13 protein-coding genes are annotated in these 16,739 nt (G+C 61.2%); 4 read left to right on the top strand and 9 right to left on the bottom strand.

All coding sequences use genetic code 11. The annotated features are described in order from the left end of the window. Positions 1 to 4: 4 nt before the first annotated feature. From Q0677_RS08135 to Q0677_RS08120, 4 genes are read right to left on the bottom strand one after another with little or no spacing between them, the layout of a single operon-like run. Positions 5 to 2,095 carry a hypothetical protein gene (locus Q0677_RS08135; protein ID WP_298908235.1) on the bottom strand — a complete coding sequence of 697 codons (2,091 nt, stop codon included), beginning with the start codon at positions 2,093 to 2,095 and terminating at the stop codon, positions 5 to 7. Then, positions 2,092 to 4,857 (bottom strand): DUF4159 domain-containing protein, encoded by a 2,766-nt coding sequence (locus tag Q0677_RS08130; protein ID WP_298908232.1) that lies wholly within the window; start codon positions 4,855 to 4,857, stop codon positions 2,092 to 2,094. The genes Q0677_RS08135 and Q0677_RS08130 overlap by 4 nt, the downstream gene beginning before the upstream one ends. After that, a complete protein-coding gene (locus Q0677_RS08125) occupies positions 4,854 to 5,723 on the bottom strand; it encodes a DUF58 domain-containing protein (RefSeq protein WP_298908229.1) in 870 nt (289 codons plus the stop codon). The genes Q0677_RS08130 and Q0677_RS08125 overlap by 4 nt, the downstream gene beginning before the upstream one ends. Beyond that, positions 5,720 to 6,724, bottom strand: coding sequence for a MoxR family ATPase (locus Q0677_RS08120; RefSeq protein ID WP_298908226.1), 1,005 nt, complete (start codon positions 6,722 to 6,724; stop codon positions 5,720 to 5,722). Before Q0677_RS08120 ends, Q0677_RS08125 begins: the two co-directional genes overlap by 4 nt. A gap of 58 nt (positions 6,725 to 6,782) precedes the next feature. On the opposite strand from Q0677_RS08120, the gene Q0677_RS08115 reads away from it, so the two are divergent. Both Q0677_RS08115 and Q0677_RS08110 read left to right on the top strand, forming a co-directional pair. Next, positions 6,783 to 7,385 (top strand): DUF1285 domain-containing protein, encoded by a 603-nt coding sequence (locus Q0677_RS08115; RefSeq protein ID WP_298908223.1) that lies wholly within the window; start codon positions 6,783 to 6,785, stop codon positions 7,383 to 7,385. A 51-nt stretch (positions 7,386 to 7,436) separates the two neighbouring features. Further along, on the top strand, positions 7,437 to 8,552 hold the full coding sequence (locus Q0677_RS08110; protein ID WP_298908220.1) for a class I SAM-dependent RNA methyltransferase: 1,116 nt from the start codon (positions 7,437 to 7,439) through the stop codon (positions 8,550 to 8,552). Positions 8,553 to 8,596: 44 nt separating this feature from the next. Here Q0677_RS08110 and Q0677_RS08105 read toward each other — a convergent pair whose 3' ends face one another. After that, complete coding sequence (locus Q0677_RS08105; RefSeq protein WP_298908217.1) at positions 8,597 to 9,373, bottom strand: transporter substrate-binding domain-containing protein; 777 nt, start codon at positions 9,371 to 9,373, stop codon at positions 8,597 to 8,599. A 118-nt stretch (positions 9,374 to 9,491) separates the two neighbouring features. Between Q0677_RS08105 and Q0677_RS08100 the strand changes: the two genes are divergently transcribed. Further along, positions 9,492 to 10,229, top strand: coding sequence for an amino acid ABC transporter ATP-binding protein (locus Q0677_RS08100; protein ID WP_298908215.1), 738 nt, complete (start codon positions 9,492 to 9,494; stop codon positions 10,227 to 10,229). Positions 10,230 to 10,239: 10 nt separating this feature from the next. Beyond that, on the top strand, positions 10,240 to 11,007 hold the full coding sequence (locus Q0677_RS08095; RefSeq protein WP_282182678.1) for an amino acid ABC transporter permease: 768 nt from the start codon (positions 10,240 to 10,242) through the stop codon (positions 11,005 to 11,007). A 9-nt stretch (positions 11,008 to 11,016) separates the two neighbouring features. Here Q0677_RS08095 and Q0677_RS08090 read toward each other — a convergent pair whose 3' ends face one another. The 4 genes from Q0677_RS08090 to Q0677_RS08075 form a co-directional block, all read right to left on the bottom strand. After that, complete coding sequence (locus tag Q0677_RS08090; protein ID WP_366940959.1) at positions 11,017 to 12,432, bottom strand: exonuclease domain-containing protein; 1,416 nt, start codon at positions 12,430 to 12,432, stop codon at positions 11,017 to 11,019. Between the two features lie 2 nt (positions 12,433 to 12,434). Then, entirely contained in the window at positions 12,435 to 12,959 is a 525-nt protein-coding gene (locus Q0677_RS08085) for a hypothetical protein (protein WP_298908209.1), read from the bottom strand. Positions 12,960 to 13,009: 50 nt separating this feature from the next. Continuing rightward, on the bottom strand, positions 13,010 to 14,845 hold the full coding sequence (locus tag Q0677_RS08080; protein ID WP_298908206.1) for a DUF294 nucleotidyltransferase-like domain-containing protein: 1,836 nt from the start codon (positions 14,843 to 14,845) through the stop codon (positions 13,010 to 13,012). Between the two features lie 102 nt (positions 14,846 to 14,947). Further along, positions 14,948 to 16,735: a sodium:solute symporter family protein gene (locus Q0677_RS08075; protein ID WP_298908203.1), complete on the bottom strand. Its 1,788-nt coding sequence runs from the start codon at positions 16,733 to 16,735 to the stop codon at positions 14,948 to 14,950. Between the last annotated feature and the right edge of the window lie 4 nt (positions 16,736 to 16,739).

Below are 16,739 nucleotides of genomic sequence, written 5' to 3'. Positions count from 1 at the left end.
CCGTTTAGGGATCGCGCCGCGCTGCGCCACCACGGCCTTCCCAAAGCCAAGCAAATACCAAAGCAAAACCCGCCAAAACCAACATGGCCCACGGCGGTGCCAAGGGGCGCAGGCGGATTGCGGTGGTGACATAAGCGTCGCGCGGGGTGTAGCCCAGCCATCCGCGACCCGACGCGGGTTGACCAACTCGTACCGCACGCAAACTGGGTAAACCGTCTTCGATGCGCATCACAGCTCCGCGGCTTGTGGCCAGCACCGGTTGAAGCAAATCGCGGCGCGCTAGGGGATTGCTGAACTCGACCGATGTTGCCGCCCCGCGCACTACGACAGTCGACAACTCTCCCTGTTCGATATGGAACAGCCCCGTCGCATCGGTGGCAAACGGCGTTTCAAACACGCCGGGTGCGGCTTGGGACAAGGCGGTGGTGGCACCTTCCCCGCTCGGAGCAGTGACGGTCACCTCGGGCAATTCGAGTAACATCGTATTGCGCCGGATCACAAGCCCGTCCTCGGTCGCAATGGCCGACAGGGCCTCTTCCTCCAACTCGGGTTCGCGCATCAGCCAATGGGCCAAGCGGCGCAGAAGCTCCAACTGAGGTCCTCCGCCCTCATGCCCCCGCGCCCACAGCCACGCGTGGTCCGACGCCAGCAGAGCAACGCGCCCGTCGTCACTGTGATCCACCATCAAAAGCGGTGCATCATCTGGCGCGGACAGGATCACGTGGCCGCGCTGCGGTAAAACCTCAATATGGCGCATCCACGGCCCCCAGCCGCCTTCTGGCGCATGACGTGACAAATCGCGCGTCACCGGATGGCGTTGGCCGTCATCAGTGACAACAGGCTTAAAGGGTTGTTCGAACAACCGTCCCGTCGGCGTCGCGGGCATGATATCTGCAAGCGCCGTGCGCCCGATGCTATCTGCACTGGCCATAGACGGGCCCGCTGCGATCAGCACCGCCCCGCCCCGCTGCACATAATTGCGCACACTCGCCAAATACCCACCGGGCAGAATGCCCCGCAATTGGTAGCGGTCGAAGATGATCAGATCGAACTCGTCGATCTTTTCGACAAACAGTTCCTGCGTGGGAAAGGCAATCAGGCTGAGCTCACTGACCGGCACGCCATCCTGTTTCTCAGGCGGACGCAGAATGGTGAAATGCACCAGATCCACCGCGCTGTCAGATTTCAACAGATTGCGCCACGTCCGCGTCCCCGGATGCGGAGTGCCCGAGATCAGAAGCACTTGAAGCCGGTCGCGCACGCCGTTCAGCTCGATCACCACCTCGTTGTTGCGCCCGGTCAGTTCGCCGTCCTCTACGGGAAGCGTCACGTGGATCAGATTGCGGCCGGCATGTTCCAGCGTCAGCGGCATCACAATCTCTGCACCATCGCCTACAGGAACATCGGCAAGGGGTACGCCATCATGGGACACGGACAGGACCGCAGGGGGCAGTCCATCAGGAAGATTGCCAAGGGTCTCGACCTTCAGGCGCAGTTCAATCTGTTCGCCCAGAATGGCAAAGGCCGGCGCATCCGTGACGCTGACCCGCCGGTCCCAATCCTGCGCCCTGCCCGAGATCATCGCATGCACAGGCACAGGCAAACCGGGCGCGTTCTGCAGATCATGCACGACGCCATCCGTGATCAGCACCACCCCTGCAAGGCGGTTGGCTGGAAGCTCGGCCATCGCCTTTTTTAGGGCGGTCATCAACCGCGTCCCCTCGGCCTCCCCTTCACCTTCGGGTGCAAACTCGGACAGCTGCCGCCACACCGCGTCGAGCGATGGGCGGGCGGCGATTTGCGCCAGTATATCGTCGCGCGCCAGTTGGTTCTGTGCGGGGCGATCTGACAAAAATTGCGAAGGGCTGTCATCCTCCAGCACCAGCAGGATATCCGTCAGCAGATCGCGTTCCTCTTGCTGAAGCGATGGACCAGAGAGCGCCGCCAGAAGGACTAAAGCCGTCGCAGCCCGCAACGACCACCCTGCCAGCCCGCGCCACAGGGCAACCGCAAGCGATACGGCAGCCAGCGCCGCCAGAACAGCAATCACCAACCACGGCAGGCCGGGCGCGAATTGCAGCGACAGCGCACTCATTCGCCCAACCTTTGCAAAAGCGCAGGCACGTGGACCTGATCGGATTTGTAGTTTCCGGTCAGCACATGCATCACCAGATTGATCCCGAACCGCAGCGCCATTTCCCGTTGCCGCTCGCCCGCCTGCCCGCGTCCCACGGGGAACATCGGGCGTCCATCGTCGCGAATGGCCCAGGCACCGGCCCAGTCATTGCCGCCAACGATCACCGGCGTCACCCCATCATTCAGATTGCGAAACGGCATCCCCTCGGCGCGCTCGGCGTTGGGGGGCGGGGCTTCGGCCCAGACGGGGCCGCGATTTCGACCGGGGAATTCTTGCAGCAGGTAAAAGCTGCGGGTCAGCACGTGGTCATGCGGCACCTGATCCAGAAGCGGCAGGTTCAACGGCAAGGCCACCGCGCGCAGGCGGCGGCTGGCGGCGGAATCTCCACCCGTGCCGGCATCGCGCGTGTCAAACAGGATCAACCCGCCCGCCGCCAGATAGCGTTTCAGCCGCAGGATCGCATCGGGGCTAGGTATGGGCGTCGTGTCGGTTAAGGGCCAATAGAGCAGCGGATAGACGGACAGGTCGTCGACCTCAACATCCACGCCCACAGGCCGCGCGGGTTCGACCGAGGTGCGCAGAAACAGTTGATCCGACAGACCAAGCAAACCGGCCCGCGCCACCTGATCCACAGCAGGGTCCCCGCTTTTCACATGGGCAAGCGTGACAATGCTGGCGGCGTCCAAGACGCTGGGTGGCGTCTCGGTCTGCGCATCCGCAAGCTGCGACGTAGCAAGCAGCGCGATCCCGGCAACCACCCCGGTCGCGAACCGCCGCGCGCCCGGAAGCAATCGTCCCGCCAGCCAGAGCGTCAGCAAAACATCAAGCGCGCCCAAGACCAACGCCAATGCCAACAACCACGGGCCGAACTCCTGCTGGGTTTCTTCAACCTGCCAGCTTGGTGCCAAACGCGCGGGCCAGTCGACGCGCTCCAGCACGCTGTCCGCGCGCAGCACATTTACCGCCTGTACCCGGTCCCCATCCGCATAAAGCCCCGGCGGAAGATCAGGCCCGGCGGGATCCACCAGTTGCGGCCCGGGCACTCCCGCAGCTGCATCTTGAGGCAACAGCTGGCCGAACCCGTCCAATACGTGGGTGGCGACCCATGTGGTCCCCTCCAACGCAACGCCCTCGCGCGCGCTGCCTTGGGACGAGACCGCCAAGCGCTCCAACATCTGCACAAACAGTCCCGAGAACGGCAGCGAAGACCATTCGGCGTTGGCCGAGACATGGAACAACACCACCTGCCCCGCGCCCAGCGCACGGCGGGTCACGATTGGGGTGCCGTCAGACAGGGTGGCAATCGTGCGTTCGGCCAAATCTGGGCCGGGCTGGGCCAAGATCTGCGCCTCGACCTGCACATCATCCGGGACGGGCAACCCGAAGAACGGCGAGTCTTCTGTGAACGGCGCCATGGTGCGCGGGTCGCCCCAGCTCATCGCGCCGCCGACCACACGCCCGCCTGCGCGCAAGCGTACGGGCAGCAGCGTGTCCTCGACCCCCTGCCCCAGATCGGCAGAGGCCAGCTGTGGCCCCGCGAACCGCAGCAACAGCCCGCCATCCGTGACCCAATTGGTCAAAGCCTCACGATCTGTGTCCGAAAAGCTGGCCACATCCGGCAGGATGATCACATCTGGCCCCGCCTTGATCAGTTCAGATAACGCGGGCAGCTCGATGGTCTCGGCGGTCGTTACCAAAGCCTCGCGCAGGTAGTGCAGCGGCGACAGAAGCTCCAACCCTTCACGCTCGCCCACCGTGTTCAGCAGCCCAACCTTCCGACGGCGCAGACTGTCATCGGCAAGAGTAACGGCCCCGGCAGCCCGATGATCCGCGATCTGAATGCGGTCGATCCGGTTGCGGAGTTCACTGGGAACGGTCAAGCGAAGCTCCGCCCGATTGGTTCCGCTGTCGAAGGCGACAGGGGTCGAGAGCAACACACGCTCGATCCCCTCCGGGTCCGGACCCAGCGCCTCGACGGTCAGGTCAGTTGCAGGGGCGGGGCCAGTGCTCAGCACCGACAGTACCAGATCACCGCCGTCCAGTGTGGCAGGCAGAATGCCAATGCGGGCCGATGGGGGCTCCAACACCTCCACAGCGCCCATTTGTTCGAAATGTGAAATCAGATCCGCACGGCCCGCACGCGCGACCCCGTCCGAAATCCACAGCACATCCGCAGATCCCTGCGCGCGGACCCAGTCCTCCGAAACCGCATAAGGTGCATCCCATGCCACCGGAGACTGCCCCGAAAGCGCAGATTGCCACGCGTCTGCCGTCTGCCACACGGTGTCCTGATCCACATCCACGCGCCCCACAGAACTTGCCAAAACAAGGGAAACTGGGCGCGCGGCCGCCTGTGCTTGCTCAAGCCTCGCTTCGATCACCTGCATCCGCTGAGACCAGTCCGACGCGGCGGGCCAGTAGTCATCGACAAATATCAAAAGCCGCCCAGTCCTGCCCGGCGCGTTATCCGGGTTCAACACCGGGCCAGCAAACCCGATGATCATCGCAGCCACCACCAAAAGTCGCAAAAGTAGAAGCCACCACGGCGTGCGATCTGCCTGTGCTGTCTTGTCTTCCAGCCCCAAAAGCAGGGTAACCGCCGGAAACACCTGTTTGCGAGGCGCAGGCGGCACGGCGCGCAACAGCCACCAGATCACCGGCAGCGCGAGAAGCCCCAGCAGAAGCAGAGGCGTGGTGAATCCTATGCCGAACACGCTCACCGTGGCCCTCCGATCGCGTTCCACAACCACAAAAGCGCCGCGCTGGCCGGATCTTGCGTGTGATAGCTGTGGAACCGCCAGCCCGCACGTTTTGCGATCTCGGACAGCTCGGCTTTGCGTCGCGCCAATCGGTCCAGATAACGGTCGCGCAAATCGCCCGCTTCACGCGTGTCATGACGCAGCGCACCGCCCACGTCCTGAAACAGCACGCGGCCATGAAATGGGAACGCCTCTTCCATCGGGTCGAGCACTTGGAACAGAACGCCCCGCTGCCCCCGGCCCCGCGCGGCATGTAGGAAATCGCGGGTGGCATCCAGCGGCCCTAAGAAGTCCGAAAACACCACCTGCCGCGCGCGGGGCACTGCGAACACGTCCCTCAGGGGTGCATCTGCCCGCAATAACTGGTCTGCCATGCGTGACAGCGTCAGTTGCCCACGCCCCGGCTTAAGCGCACTGCCCAGAAGGCCAACACGCTCGCCGCCGCTGAGCAGTAAAGACGCCAAGGCCAGCGCGATGACCTGAGCTTGTTTGCGTTTTTCAGGCAGTTTCGGATCCGAGGAGAACGCCAGCGAGGCAGACGGGTCCACCCAGATCTGCACCGAATGCGCCGCCTGCCACTCTTTTTCCTGTACATAATGCCGGTCCGACCGCGCCGAGCGGCGCCAGTCAATGCGGTGCGACGGATCCCCCGGCTGCGCACGGCGATATTGCCAGAACGCCTCGCCATGCCCGGACTGCCTGCGCCCATGTTCGCCAAGTTCGACGGACTGCGCCAAGTGCTGCGCCGCCACCAAAAGGGGCGGAAGGCGCGCCGCCAAGGCTTCGGCACGCGACCGAAGCTGGATGGGGGCGCTGTCAGAGCTCACGCCGCGGCCTCGGTTTGCAGGACAGAGGCCACCGTTTGGCCGATGACATCAGACAGGACCAGCCCTTCGGCCCGCGCGGCATAGCCCAAGGCCATCCGGTGGCTTAGCACCGGCGCTGCCAGCGCGTGAATGTCGTCGATCCCCGGGGCCAAGCGCCCATCCAAGAGCGCACGCGCCCGCGCCAGAAGCATCAAGGCCTGCGTGGCACGCGGCCCCGGGCCCCAGCTGACATTGTCGCGCACGATCTGCGGCGCGCTGGGATCATCGGGGCGGCAGGCGCGGACCAGATCCAGAATGGCCTCGACCACGCTTTCACCGACCGGCATCCGGCGCAACAGCGTCTGCGCGGCGATCAGTTCGGCCCGACTGAAGACGGGCGAGACCTGCGCATCTTCGGTCCCCGTCGTGGCCAGCAGGATATCCCGTTCCGCGTCGCGATCCGGGTAGTCCACGTCAATCTGCACCAGAAAGCGGTCCAACTGCGCCTCGGGCAACGGATAGGTGCCCTCTTGCTCCAACGGGTTTTGCGTGGCGAGCACGTGGAACACTTCACCAAGATCATGGGTATGCCCCGCGACCGAGACCTCGTGTTCCTGCATCGCCTGTAGCAGTGCCGATTGCGTGCGGGGGCTGGCGCGGTTGATCTCGTCCGCAAGCAGAAGTTCGCAAAACACCGGGCCTTTGATAAAGCGGAAGGACCGCGCGCCGGTGTCGCTTTCTTCTAGAACTTCGGCCCCGAGGATATCTGACGGCATCAAATCCGGCGTGAACTGAATGCGCCCGTCATGCAATCCCATGACCGTCCCCAGCGTCTCGACCAATCGGGTTTTACCCAGTCCCGGCAAACCAATCAGCAACGCATGCCCGCCCGCCAAAATGGCTGCAAGCGTCAGATCTACCACCTGATCTTGCCCCATAATCTTGCGGCCAACCATCTGTCGCGCTTGGGTAAGTTTTGCGCCAAGGGCTTCAACGTCACTCAGAAGATCTTCGTTCTGCATGGCAATTCCTTTGCGTGAATACTAAGTACATTAAAGGCCAGATTCAGATGGGGACCAAATGACAAATTCGCCAAGCTCTGGAAAATCGCCGGAAACGCGGGCCTTTGACGCCGACGCCGTGTCGAAAGCTATTGGATCAGAGGCCGGGAAATCCTTGCCCCCGGTGCACCTGTGGAACCCGGACTATAGTGGTGAGATCGACATTCGCATCACCCGCGATGGCACATGGTTTCACGAAGGGGGCGAGATCCGGCGCGAGGGTCTGGTGCGTTTGTTTTCGTCGATCCTGAAGCGCGAGGGCGACAGCTATTTCCTAGTCACCCCGGTCGAAAAATGGGGCATCACGGTCGAGGACGCGCCCTTTGTCGCCACGGATATGGTCGTAACTGGCGAAGGGCGGGAGCAGCGTCTGACGTTCACCACCCATGTGGGCGACAGTGTGACCGCAGGCCCGGATCACCCCCTGCGATTGGGTTGTACGTTCGAAACCCCCTGCCCTTATGTCGAAGTCCGCGCTGGGCTTGAGGCGCTAATAGACCGCAAGACCTTCTATCGCCTGATTGACCAAGGCGTGGCCGAAGAGCACGAGGGCAAAAGCTGGTTTGGCGTCTGGTCGGACGGGCAGTTCTTTCCGTTGATCCCGGCGGACGATCTTTGCTAACAGCCCGCGCATTTCGCTCGCCGCGCTGAGGTGCATGGGGTAGAAGGCCCCATGACTACAGATGATCTCGAAATATTCCTTGTCGCCCCGCCCGGTCTGGAACCGTTTCTGGCGGACGAGGCCCGCGCTGCAGGGTTCGCCACCCCGAAAGTCAGCCCCGGCGGTGTCACCACCCGTGGCACCTGGTCCGAGGTCTGGCGCGCCAACCTGACCCTGCGTGGCGCGACACGCGTGTTGGTTCGTCTGGGCGAATTTCGCGCCTTCCACATGGCCCAATTGGACAAACGCGCGCGCAAGTTTCCGTGGGCGGACGTGCTGCGCCCGGATATCCCCGTACGGGTCGAGGCCGTCTGCAAACGCTCGAAAATCTATCACCACAAAGGGGCCGCCCAACGGGTCGAACGCGCCATTTCCGAGACGCTTGGCGCCCCGATCAGCAAGGACGCGGCGTTGGTGATCAAGGTGCGGATCGACGACAACCTTGTGACCATCAGCTTGGACAGCTCGGGCGAAAGCCTGCACAAACGTGGCCATAAAACCGCGACGGGCAAAGCCCCGATGCGCGAGACTTTGGCGGCCCTGTTCCTGCGGGCCGCTGGCTTTGACGGGGAAGAGGCCGTTTTGGACCCAATGTGCGGTTCTGGTACTTTTTTGATTGAAGCCGCCGAGATGACGGCGGGGCTTCTCCCCGGTCGTGATCGCAGTTTTGCCTTTGAAAAGCTTGCGAGTTTTGATGCAAAGGCTTTTGCGGCCCTGAAGAAGGCGCAAGCACCGACAACGTCCGCGAATGTTCGATTTTTCGGATCCGACCGGAATGCCGGTGCCATCGCCAACAGCCAGAAAAACGCCGAAAGCGCGGGTGTGGCGGCGATGTGCCAATTCACCGAAGCCTCGATCAGCGACATCTGCCGCCCCGACACCGATCCCGGCCTAATCATCGTAAACCCGCCCTACGGCGCGCGGATTGGCAACAAGAAACTGCTCTTCGCGCTCTATGGCACAATGGGCAAGGTGTTTCAGGAGCGGTTCAAGGGCTGGCGCGTGGCGATCATCACCTCGGACGGCGGGTTGGCTAAAGCCACGGGGCTGCCGTTCCTGCCGCCCGGTCCTCCGATTGATCACGGTGGGACCAAGGTGAAGCTGTATCAAACGGCTCCACTGAAATGAAAAAGGCCGGGTCGCCCCGGCCTTTTCCAGTTCTCTAGATCTGCTTACTGCAGACCCCACTTCGCAGCAGTCGCTTCAAAGAAGCCCTTCTCCTGCTTCAGCTTAATCCAGCTGTTTACATAGTTGATCCAGACCTGATCGCCCTGCGGCAGCAGCATCGCAATTGGGGTCGGCGCACGGGGTGCTTCCACAGGAATGGCCGTCACTTGCGGGAATTTCTGGGTCAGCGTCGCGCCTTCGATGTTCGACGTGATGAACACATCTGCACGGCCCGACAGGACCTCTTGATAGCCACGCGCAGGGGCCTCGACCACTTTGATGTCAGCGTCCGCAAACCACTCTTTCACCATCCCCTCAAACGAGGTGCCAAGCGTGGTTGCCACCTTCACCTCGGGCTTGTTAATCGACGCCCAGCCGTCAAATCCCGCCAGTTTGTCAGAGGTGGTGAAGGGCAAAATCTGGACCGAGATATACGGATCCGAATAGCCCGCCACCTTCATCCGCGACGGCGAGATCGAGGCAGAGCCCGTCATGTGATAGTTCCCGGCAACAATGCCATTCACCAGCGTTTTCCAGTCGGTCGGCACGAACTCCAGCTTGACCTCAAGGTCTTTCGCCAGTTCGGTCATGACGTCGATGTCATAGCCCTTGTAGCTTTCCGTCGCCGGATCACGCACCGACATGGGATTCCAGTCGCCCGTCGTCCCCACCTTCAGAACGCCGCCTGACAGGATCTCGTTCAACGCGGATTGCGCACTGGCGGCCCCCGTTAGTGTCGCCAAGGCCAAGAGGCCCGCTCCGAGAGTTCTCAAAAAGTTCATCACACGTTGTCCTTTTGGTGGTTATAAATATTCGTTTTCATCCATATAGATTACGTGATCGTATAGGGAATGGATCACCGGTCACGATCAGTTGAACAAAAAACGGCGCGTGGAACAAGTGCAGAACAAAAATCAACCCAACACCGCCGTTCAGTTGACAGGCGTTTCCAAGTGGTATGACGACTTTCAGGTGCTGCGGGATATCTCGCTGACGGTGGAGGTTGGCGAAAAGCTGGTCATTTGCGGTCCCTCGGGGTCGGGGAAGTCAACTGTCGTGCGGCTGCTGGCCGGGCTAGAGACCCATCAGCAAGGCGATATTCACCTGCAAGGCGGCGCGATGAACACACAGCGCCCCGGCGATATTGGCATGGTTTTTCAAAGCTTTAACCTGTTTCCGCATCTGTCTGTTCTGGACAATCTGACCCTTGGCCCGGTGAAAGCGCTTGGCCTGTCGCGGGCTGAGGCCGAGGAGCGCGCGCGCGCCTATTTGGACCGTGTCCGTATCCCCGAACAGGCCGAAAAACGCCCCGCGCAATTGTCTGGCGGCCAGCAGCAACGCGTGGCGATTGCACGCGCTTTGTGCATGGAACCCAAGCTGATGCTGTTTGACGAGCCGACCTCGGCGCTGGATCCCGAGATGATTGCCGAAGTGCTGGAGGTGATGGAGGACTTGGCCGCCGATGGGATGACCATGATCTGCGTGACCCATGAAATGGGATTTGCCCGCCGCGTCGCCGACCGCATTGCCTTCATGGATGCAGGCGAGATCGTTGAAATCGGCGCGCCCGAGCAGGTGTTCAAGGCGCCGAAATCTGAACGTTTCGCACTTTTCCTTGATAAAATCTTGAAACACTGAGGGGGCCGATATGACTTTTCGAACAATCGCCCTGCTGTCCTCACTGTTGCTGCTGACTGCCTGTTCCGCAGCGCCCGGCACCTGGGGCTGGTACGTCATCGACCCCACAACGGACAATGGCTGGACCAATATCCGCTTCCTGATCCGGGGCTTCACCTCGACCATCCAGATCTCGGTTCTGGCGGCGGTGGCCTCGATCATCATCGGGCTTCTGGTGGCGCTTCCGGCCTTCGCACAGAACCGTTGGCTGCGCCTGCCGAACCGCATCTATGTCGAGTTCATCCGCGCGATCCCGCTTCTGCCGATGCTGTTCTGGGTCTTCTATGGTCTGCCCGTCGTGATGCGCGGGATGGGGATCAGCATTTCGATTGATCCATTCTGGGGCGCGGTGATCACACTGGCGCTGTCGGACAGCGCTTTCACGGCAGAGATCTTCCGTGCGGGCATTCAATCGGTTCCGCGTGGTCAGGCCGAGGCCGCCCAGACCATCGGGCTAAGCCGCGCCAAGGCGATGCGTTATGTCATCCTGCCACAAGCGGTCCGGCGCATTCTGCCGCCGCTGGCGAACCAATTTATCTACATCGTGAAAATGTCGGCCTTTGCGTCCGTCATCGGGATGCAGGAACTAACCCGGCGCGCGAACGAGCTGGTGGTGACCGAATACCGCCCGCTCGAGATCTACACGCTGCTGATCCTGGAATACCTTGTGCTGGTCCTGATCATCTCGGCGGGCGTGCGCTGGCTGGAACGGCGCATGGGGGCGGACGAAAGCCGCTAACCCCCTGCGCTAGTTCAAGTCTTCCAACAGCCGCTTATGCTTTTTCGCCGCGGAGATCGCGCCGCCCAGCGTCTCGATCCCTTTGGAGTGCAGCATGGCGAGCATCTTGCACAGAACCTCGGCCGTGGCTTGCGCGTCGCCCAAGGCGGTGTGGCGCAGCTCGGGCGGGATGACCACGCCCAGACGGTCGCAGAGCGCGTCTAGCGTGTGCACTTCGGTCGTGCCATACAGGACAGCCGACAGCAGCACCGTGTCCAGAATGGGATGGGTCCATTCAACCCCACAATCCTCGGCGTGACGGCGCAGGAAGGCCATGTCGAAAGGCGCGTTGTGGGCCACAAGAACAGCCCCGCGCGCGAAGTCATGGAAGCTTTTCCCCGCCTCGCGAATGGTCGGCTTCCCAGCCACCATCATGTCAGACACATGGTGCACCTTGGTCGAGGCCGGCGGGATCGGCATTTCGGGATCGACAAGCTGGTCGACCACCTCGCCGGGAACGATCTTTTCGTTGACCACGCGCACGGCGCCGATTTGTACGATCTCGTCCTTGTGCGGCAACAGCCCGGTGGTTTCCGTGTCGAACACCACGTAGGTCAGATCGCGCAGCTGCATTTCCATCAGATCGTCTGTGGCCTGCCCCTCCATCAAATCGAAGTCGAACACCACAGGGCGCCCTTCGTCCGGCGCCAATACGGCATGGGCGTCATCGATCATCAGCAAATAGCCTTCGCCCGGCGCAAGGGGCTTCAGACGGGCGTCGAACTCTAGTCCATTTGCAGCGGACAGGTCGGAAAAGCTTTGCTCCAACCCCGTCGAAATCATCTTGTGATAGGCCGCCATGAAAGGCGTTTTCTGGAAGTAGTCAAAAATCGAGGCATTCAGACGCGCCGGACTGACCTGAGACAGCACGGCAGCCGCCTGTTTGTCATAGAGCACGATCTGGTGTGCCGGGTTGATCAGCACCATGGCGACGGGGATTTCGGACAGAAGCGCCGTCAGGCGGGCTTTGTCGTCAGACAGGCGCCGGGTTTCGGCCGCGACAAGGCTGGCCTGATCCATCGTCGACTTCATCAGCTGCTCGGACACAGCCTCGGCCGCGGGGGCCAGATCGCCCAGAAAACGCGCGCTATGCATGTCCACTTCGCCAGCACCCGCGTGGGCCTTGGAGCGCAAGCCCGATGCCAGACGCTCGATGGGCCGGGCAACGTTTTCATCAAAGAGGAACCACACCCCGGCGACCAGCGCCAAAATACCAAAACTGGACAGAACCCCAGCAAAGACGAAACCAGACGCTACATCGTCAGGTGTTGCGCGCCCTGCGCCGACCACCAATGCACCGATCACCAACAGCACCGCTGCGACGGCCAAGAAGGCGAAGAACAGGAAGATCCGAAAGCGCAACGACAGCTTCGTCAGGATTTGCATGACTATACCTCCAGTTTACAGATTGCCGTGACCAGCGGATCCCCCTCGCCCGGGGCGAACCAATCGACGCCAGTGATCTCTCCGTCAGCGTCAAAGGACACGCCATCGATCAAGGGGGCACGTCGTCCCGCATCGCAATCAGCCAGCATGACCATCTTTTCCGGCGCGGACCAACGGCCAAAGAAATAGACGTCCACCATGCGCATCTCTGGGCGTGCGTCGTGGGTCCGCAGGGATGGTTCATCCAGAGCGATAAACCGTTCGGTGAAGGGTTTTACATAGGTCCACGGGCGATAAATCGCTTTGTTTTCGACCGTTTGAATGACTTCCATGCCCTCGGGCAGTGTCTCTTGCGTGCGGTCATACCACGCGTATTCGTTGGCGATCGTGGTGATGATCATCGCAAGACCGGCGCCGACGGGCATAGCCCATTTCGGCAGCCGACCGCCGCTGATCTTGTTCAAAAGCAGCACCACACCTGCGCCTGCAAAACCTGACACCAGTGTGGCGACCATCTCAAAGAACATTCGGTTTCCTCCCTACCCGTTTGGCCCGTTTCGGCCTGTTCTGACCTGTTTTAGCCCAGCATCCCGCGCCCATGCCCGATCGAGCTTTGCATGGATTTCACCACAACAAAGGCATCGCGCAGGTGGCTGCGTTCAAACTCGGACAGGTCCGAGGGCGACAGATAATTGTCCGGCTTGCCACCGGCTTTGACTTCGGCAACCTGATGTTCCAGCCGCGTGTCGGCAATCAGGTCATAGGCGTCCAGCAGATCCTGCCCGCCCGATTGGCTGAGGCCACCGGCGTGAATGGCAGCTTCCAGACGCGCGCGTGTGTTGGCCTCGGTCAGTTCGCCCTGCAGGGCATAGACGCGGCCCAGATCAACGATCGGCACAACGCCGTTATGCTTCATATCCAGCTGGTTCTTATGCTCGCCCGAACGGATCGTGGCGAAGCCGCGCAGAAGGCCCAGCGGCGGTGTGTGCTTCAACGAGTTCGACACCATATGCGCCACGAAGATCGAGTTATTCGCTGCCATTTTCAGCGTGTCTTTCTGAAGCCCTTCAAACAGGCTTTCATCCCCCGAGATCGCCCGCAGATCGAACATGACCGAGGCCAGCATCTGCGCTTCCGGGCTTGGCTTGGCGATCCAGCCGTCGAAATAGTCTTTCCAAACCTTCAGCGGCTGACACCAGCGCGGGTTGGTCGCCATCATATCGCCGGGGCAATAGAAATAGCCGCAAACATCCAGCCCGTCACAGACGAACTTGGCCAGCTCGGTAAAGTATCCGTCGCGATCTGCGTCCGTCACATCGTCGTGCAAAATCATGCAGTTATCTTGATCGGAAACGCCGGTCTGTTCCTGGCGGCCCTGCGATCCACAGGCGGCCCACAGATAGGGCACCGGCGCCGGACCCAGCTTGGCCTCGCCCAAAGCCAGCAGGCGGCGGGTGCAGGTGTCGGCGATGTCTGTGATCAGGCGGGTGACCACCTGATGCGGGCGCCCCCCAGCGACCAGTTGGACCAGAAGCTGCGGGATGCGTTCTGTCACCTCGCGCATTTCCTCCGGCGTGTTGGCCTGTGCGATCTCGCGCACCAGCTCGGCCGAGCTTACGGCTTGGAAGCGGGTCAGGTCTGTCTGGCTGACGATGCCAACCAGCTTGCCACCTTCGACGATTGGCACATGGCCGATGCGGCGCTCCATCATGATGTGCAGCACGTCCGAACCAATGGCGGACGGGGCAAGCGTGATGGGGTTGGGTGTCATGATCTGCGACACGGGTGTGTCTACGGGCAGGGCTGCGGCCAGCACTTTGCCAGACATGTCGCGGGTGGTCAGGATCCCGGTCAGGGCATCGCCTTCGGTGATACACAGCGACGACACGCGACGGTCGCGCATCAGGATCGCGGCGTCTTGCACCGAGGTCGCAGGGGTGCAGGTCACCGGGTTGGCAGCCATCAGCGTATCCACCTGCGTGGTCGCGAGGTCCTGCTGGTCCTGCTTGTTGTTCCGATCCGCGCGCGAGCGATCGAAGAACCGTTTAACCTTGTCTTCTGCGGCGATCAGCGCGTGGAATTGGTCCACGGGCAGGATCAGCAGCGTGGTGTCCGTGACGGCTTGCGCCGAGGTCACAGCCTTGCCTTCCCGCAAGAGCCCGCGTTCGCCAAAAGAGTTGCGCAGCCCAAGATGCGACACGACCGAGCCGTTCTCGTCACTGACCTCGACCTCGCCCTCGTGGATGATGAACACGCCGGGCAGGTCATCTCCGAAATCATAGACGCTTTCGCCTGCGGGTACGGCGCGCGCTTGAAGCGTCGGCACCAGTCTTTCGACCACATCAGCGTTTAGGGCGTCATAGGGGTGAACGGATTTCAGAAATCGGAAAATCTGATCTTGGCTCAGGGGCATATTCGCTGCCTTCTTCAAAAGTTAATCCCGCCCGATAGAACACCGGACGGGACAAATTTAAAAGGGGGCGGGTCGACGCAGAGGGCCACCCGCCCGAGCCATTTATTTGTTCTGAGCTGCACCGGCGCCGCGCGGTACGCGAACCGATTCAACCAGAGCTTTGATCTCAGCCGGCAGAGGCTTGGTCATGCCCGACACGGTGTAAGCAACAGCGAAGTTGATCGCCGCACCAATTGCGCCGAACGAGGTCGACTTAACGGTGCCCAGAAGCGGATCAGCGTCCGAGAAGCTGTTGGTGCCCGGGATGAAGAACCAGCCTTTGTGCAGGAAGATGTAGATCAGGGTAACGGTGATACCCGCGATCATGCCAGCAACGGCGCCAGTGTTGTTCACTTTGGTCGAGAAGATACCCATCATCAGAGCCGGGAAGATCGACGCGGCGGCCAGACCGAAGGCAAGTGCCACGGTTTGTGCTGCGAAGCCCGGAGGGTTGAGACCCAGATAGGTAGCTACAACAATTGCTACTGCCATCGCCACACGTGCCGACATCAGTTCGCCTTTTTCCGAGATCTGCGGGTTGATCGCACCTTTGATAAGGTCGTGCGATACAGCCGACGAGATCGCCAGAAGCAGACCAGCAGCCGTCGAAAGCGCAGCAGCCAGACCACCAGCAGCAACCAGACCGATTACCCAACCCGGCAGGTTGGCGATTTCGGGGTTGGCCAGAACCAGGATGTCGCGGTTGAACTTGGTCAGCTCGTTACCGGTCCAGCCTTTTTCAGCGGCCATTTCTTGCATAGCTGCGGACTTGTCGTTGTAGTACTGGATCTTGCCGTCGCCGTTCTTGTCTTCCCAGTTCAGAAGACCAGTTTTCTGCCACGTCTTCATCCAGTCGTAACGATCTTCGTTCTCGATCTGCTGAACAGTCACAGCTTCACCATTGACGCCACCATTCGGCCACATCATTTCCGAGATGTTCAGGCGAGCCATTGCACCAACAGCCGGAGCAGTCAGGTACAGCAGAGCGATGAACACCAGGGTCCAACCGGCCGACCAACGGGCGTCCGATACTTTAGGCACGGTGAAGAAGCGCATGATTACGTGCGGCAGACCAGCAGTACCGATCATCAGCGACAGGGTGAACAGAACCATGTTGAACGTGTCGGCGTGGTGAGCAGTGTACTCGTTGAAGCCAAGTTCGGTCACGATTGCGTCCAGTTTCGCCAGCAGAGGCTCGCCCGAAGCTGCGTGCTCGCCGAACAGGCCCAGGGCCGGGATCGGGTTGCCAGTCAGCTGCAGCGAGATGAAGATTGCCGGAATGGTGTAAGCAGTGATCAGTACGCAGTACTGAGCAACCTGCGTGTAGGTAACACCCTTCATGCCGCCGAAAACGGCGTAGGCGAATACAACAGCAGCACCGATGAACAGACCGGTTGTGTTGTCCACTTCCAGGAAGCGACCAAACGCAACACCAACGCCGGTCATCTGACCGATAACGTAGGTGGTCGAGGCCACAATCAAGCAGACAACAGCCACGATACGGGCAGTCTGCGAGTAGAAGCGGTCACCGATGAATTCCGACACGGTGAACTTGCCGAACTTACGCAGGTAAGGCGCAAGCAGCAGTGCCAGCAGCACGTAGCCGCCGGTCCAGCCCATCAGGAACGACGAGTTGTCGTAACCGGTAAAGGCGATAAGGCCAGCCATCGAAATGAACGATGCAGCCGACATCCAGTCAGCAGCCGTCGCCATACCGTTGGTGACCGGGTGAACACCACGCCCAGCGGCGTAGAATTCCGAAGTCGAGCCCGCACGGGCCCAGATTGCGATGCCGATGTAAAGTGCGAAGCTCGCACCCACAAACAGCAGGTTGATCGTAAACTGATCCATCTGT

This window comes from uncultured Aliiroseovarius sp. (assembly GCF_947492455.1).
Lineage (GTDB): Bacteria > Pseudomonadota > Alphaproteobacteria > Rhodobacterales > Rhodobacteraceae > Aliiroseovarius.
The sequence above is the reverse complement of the archived record's forward strand: the minus strand, read 5'-3'. Positions and strand labels throughout refer to the sequence as shown.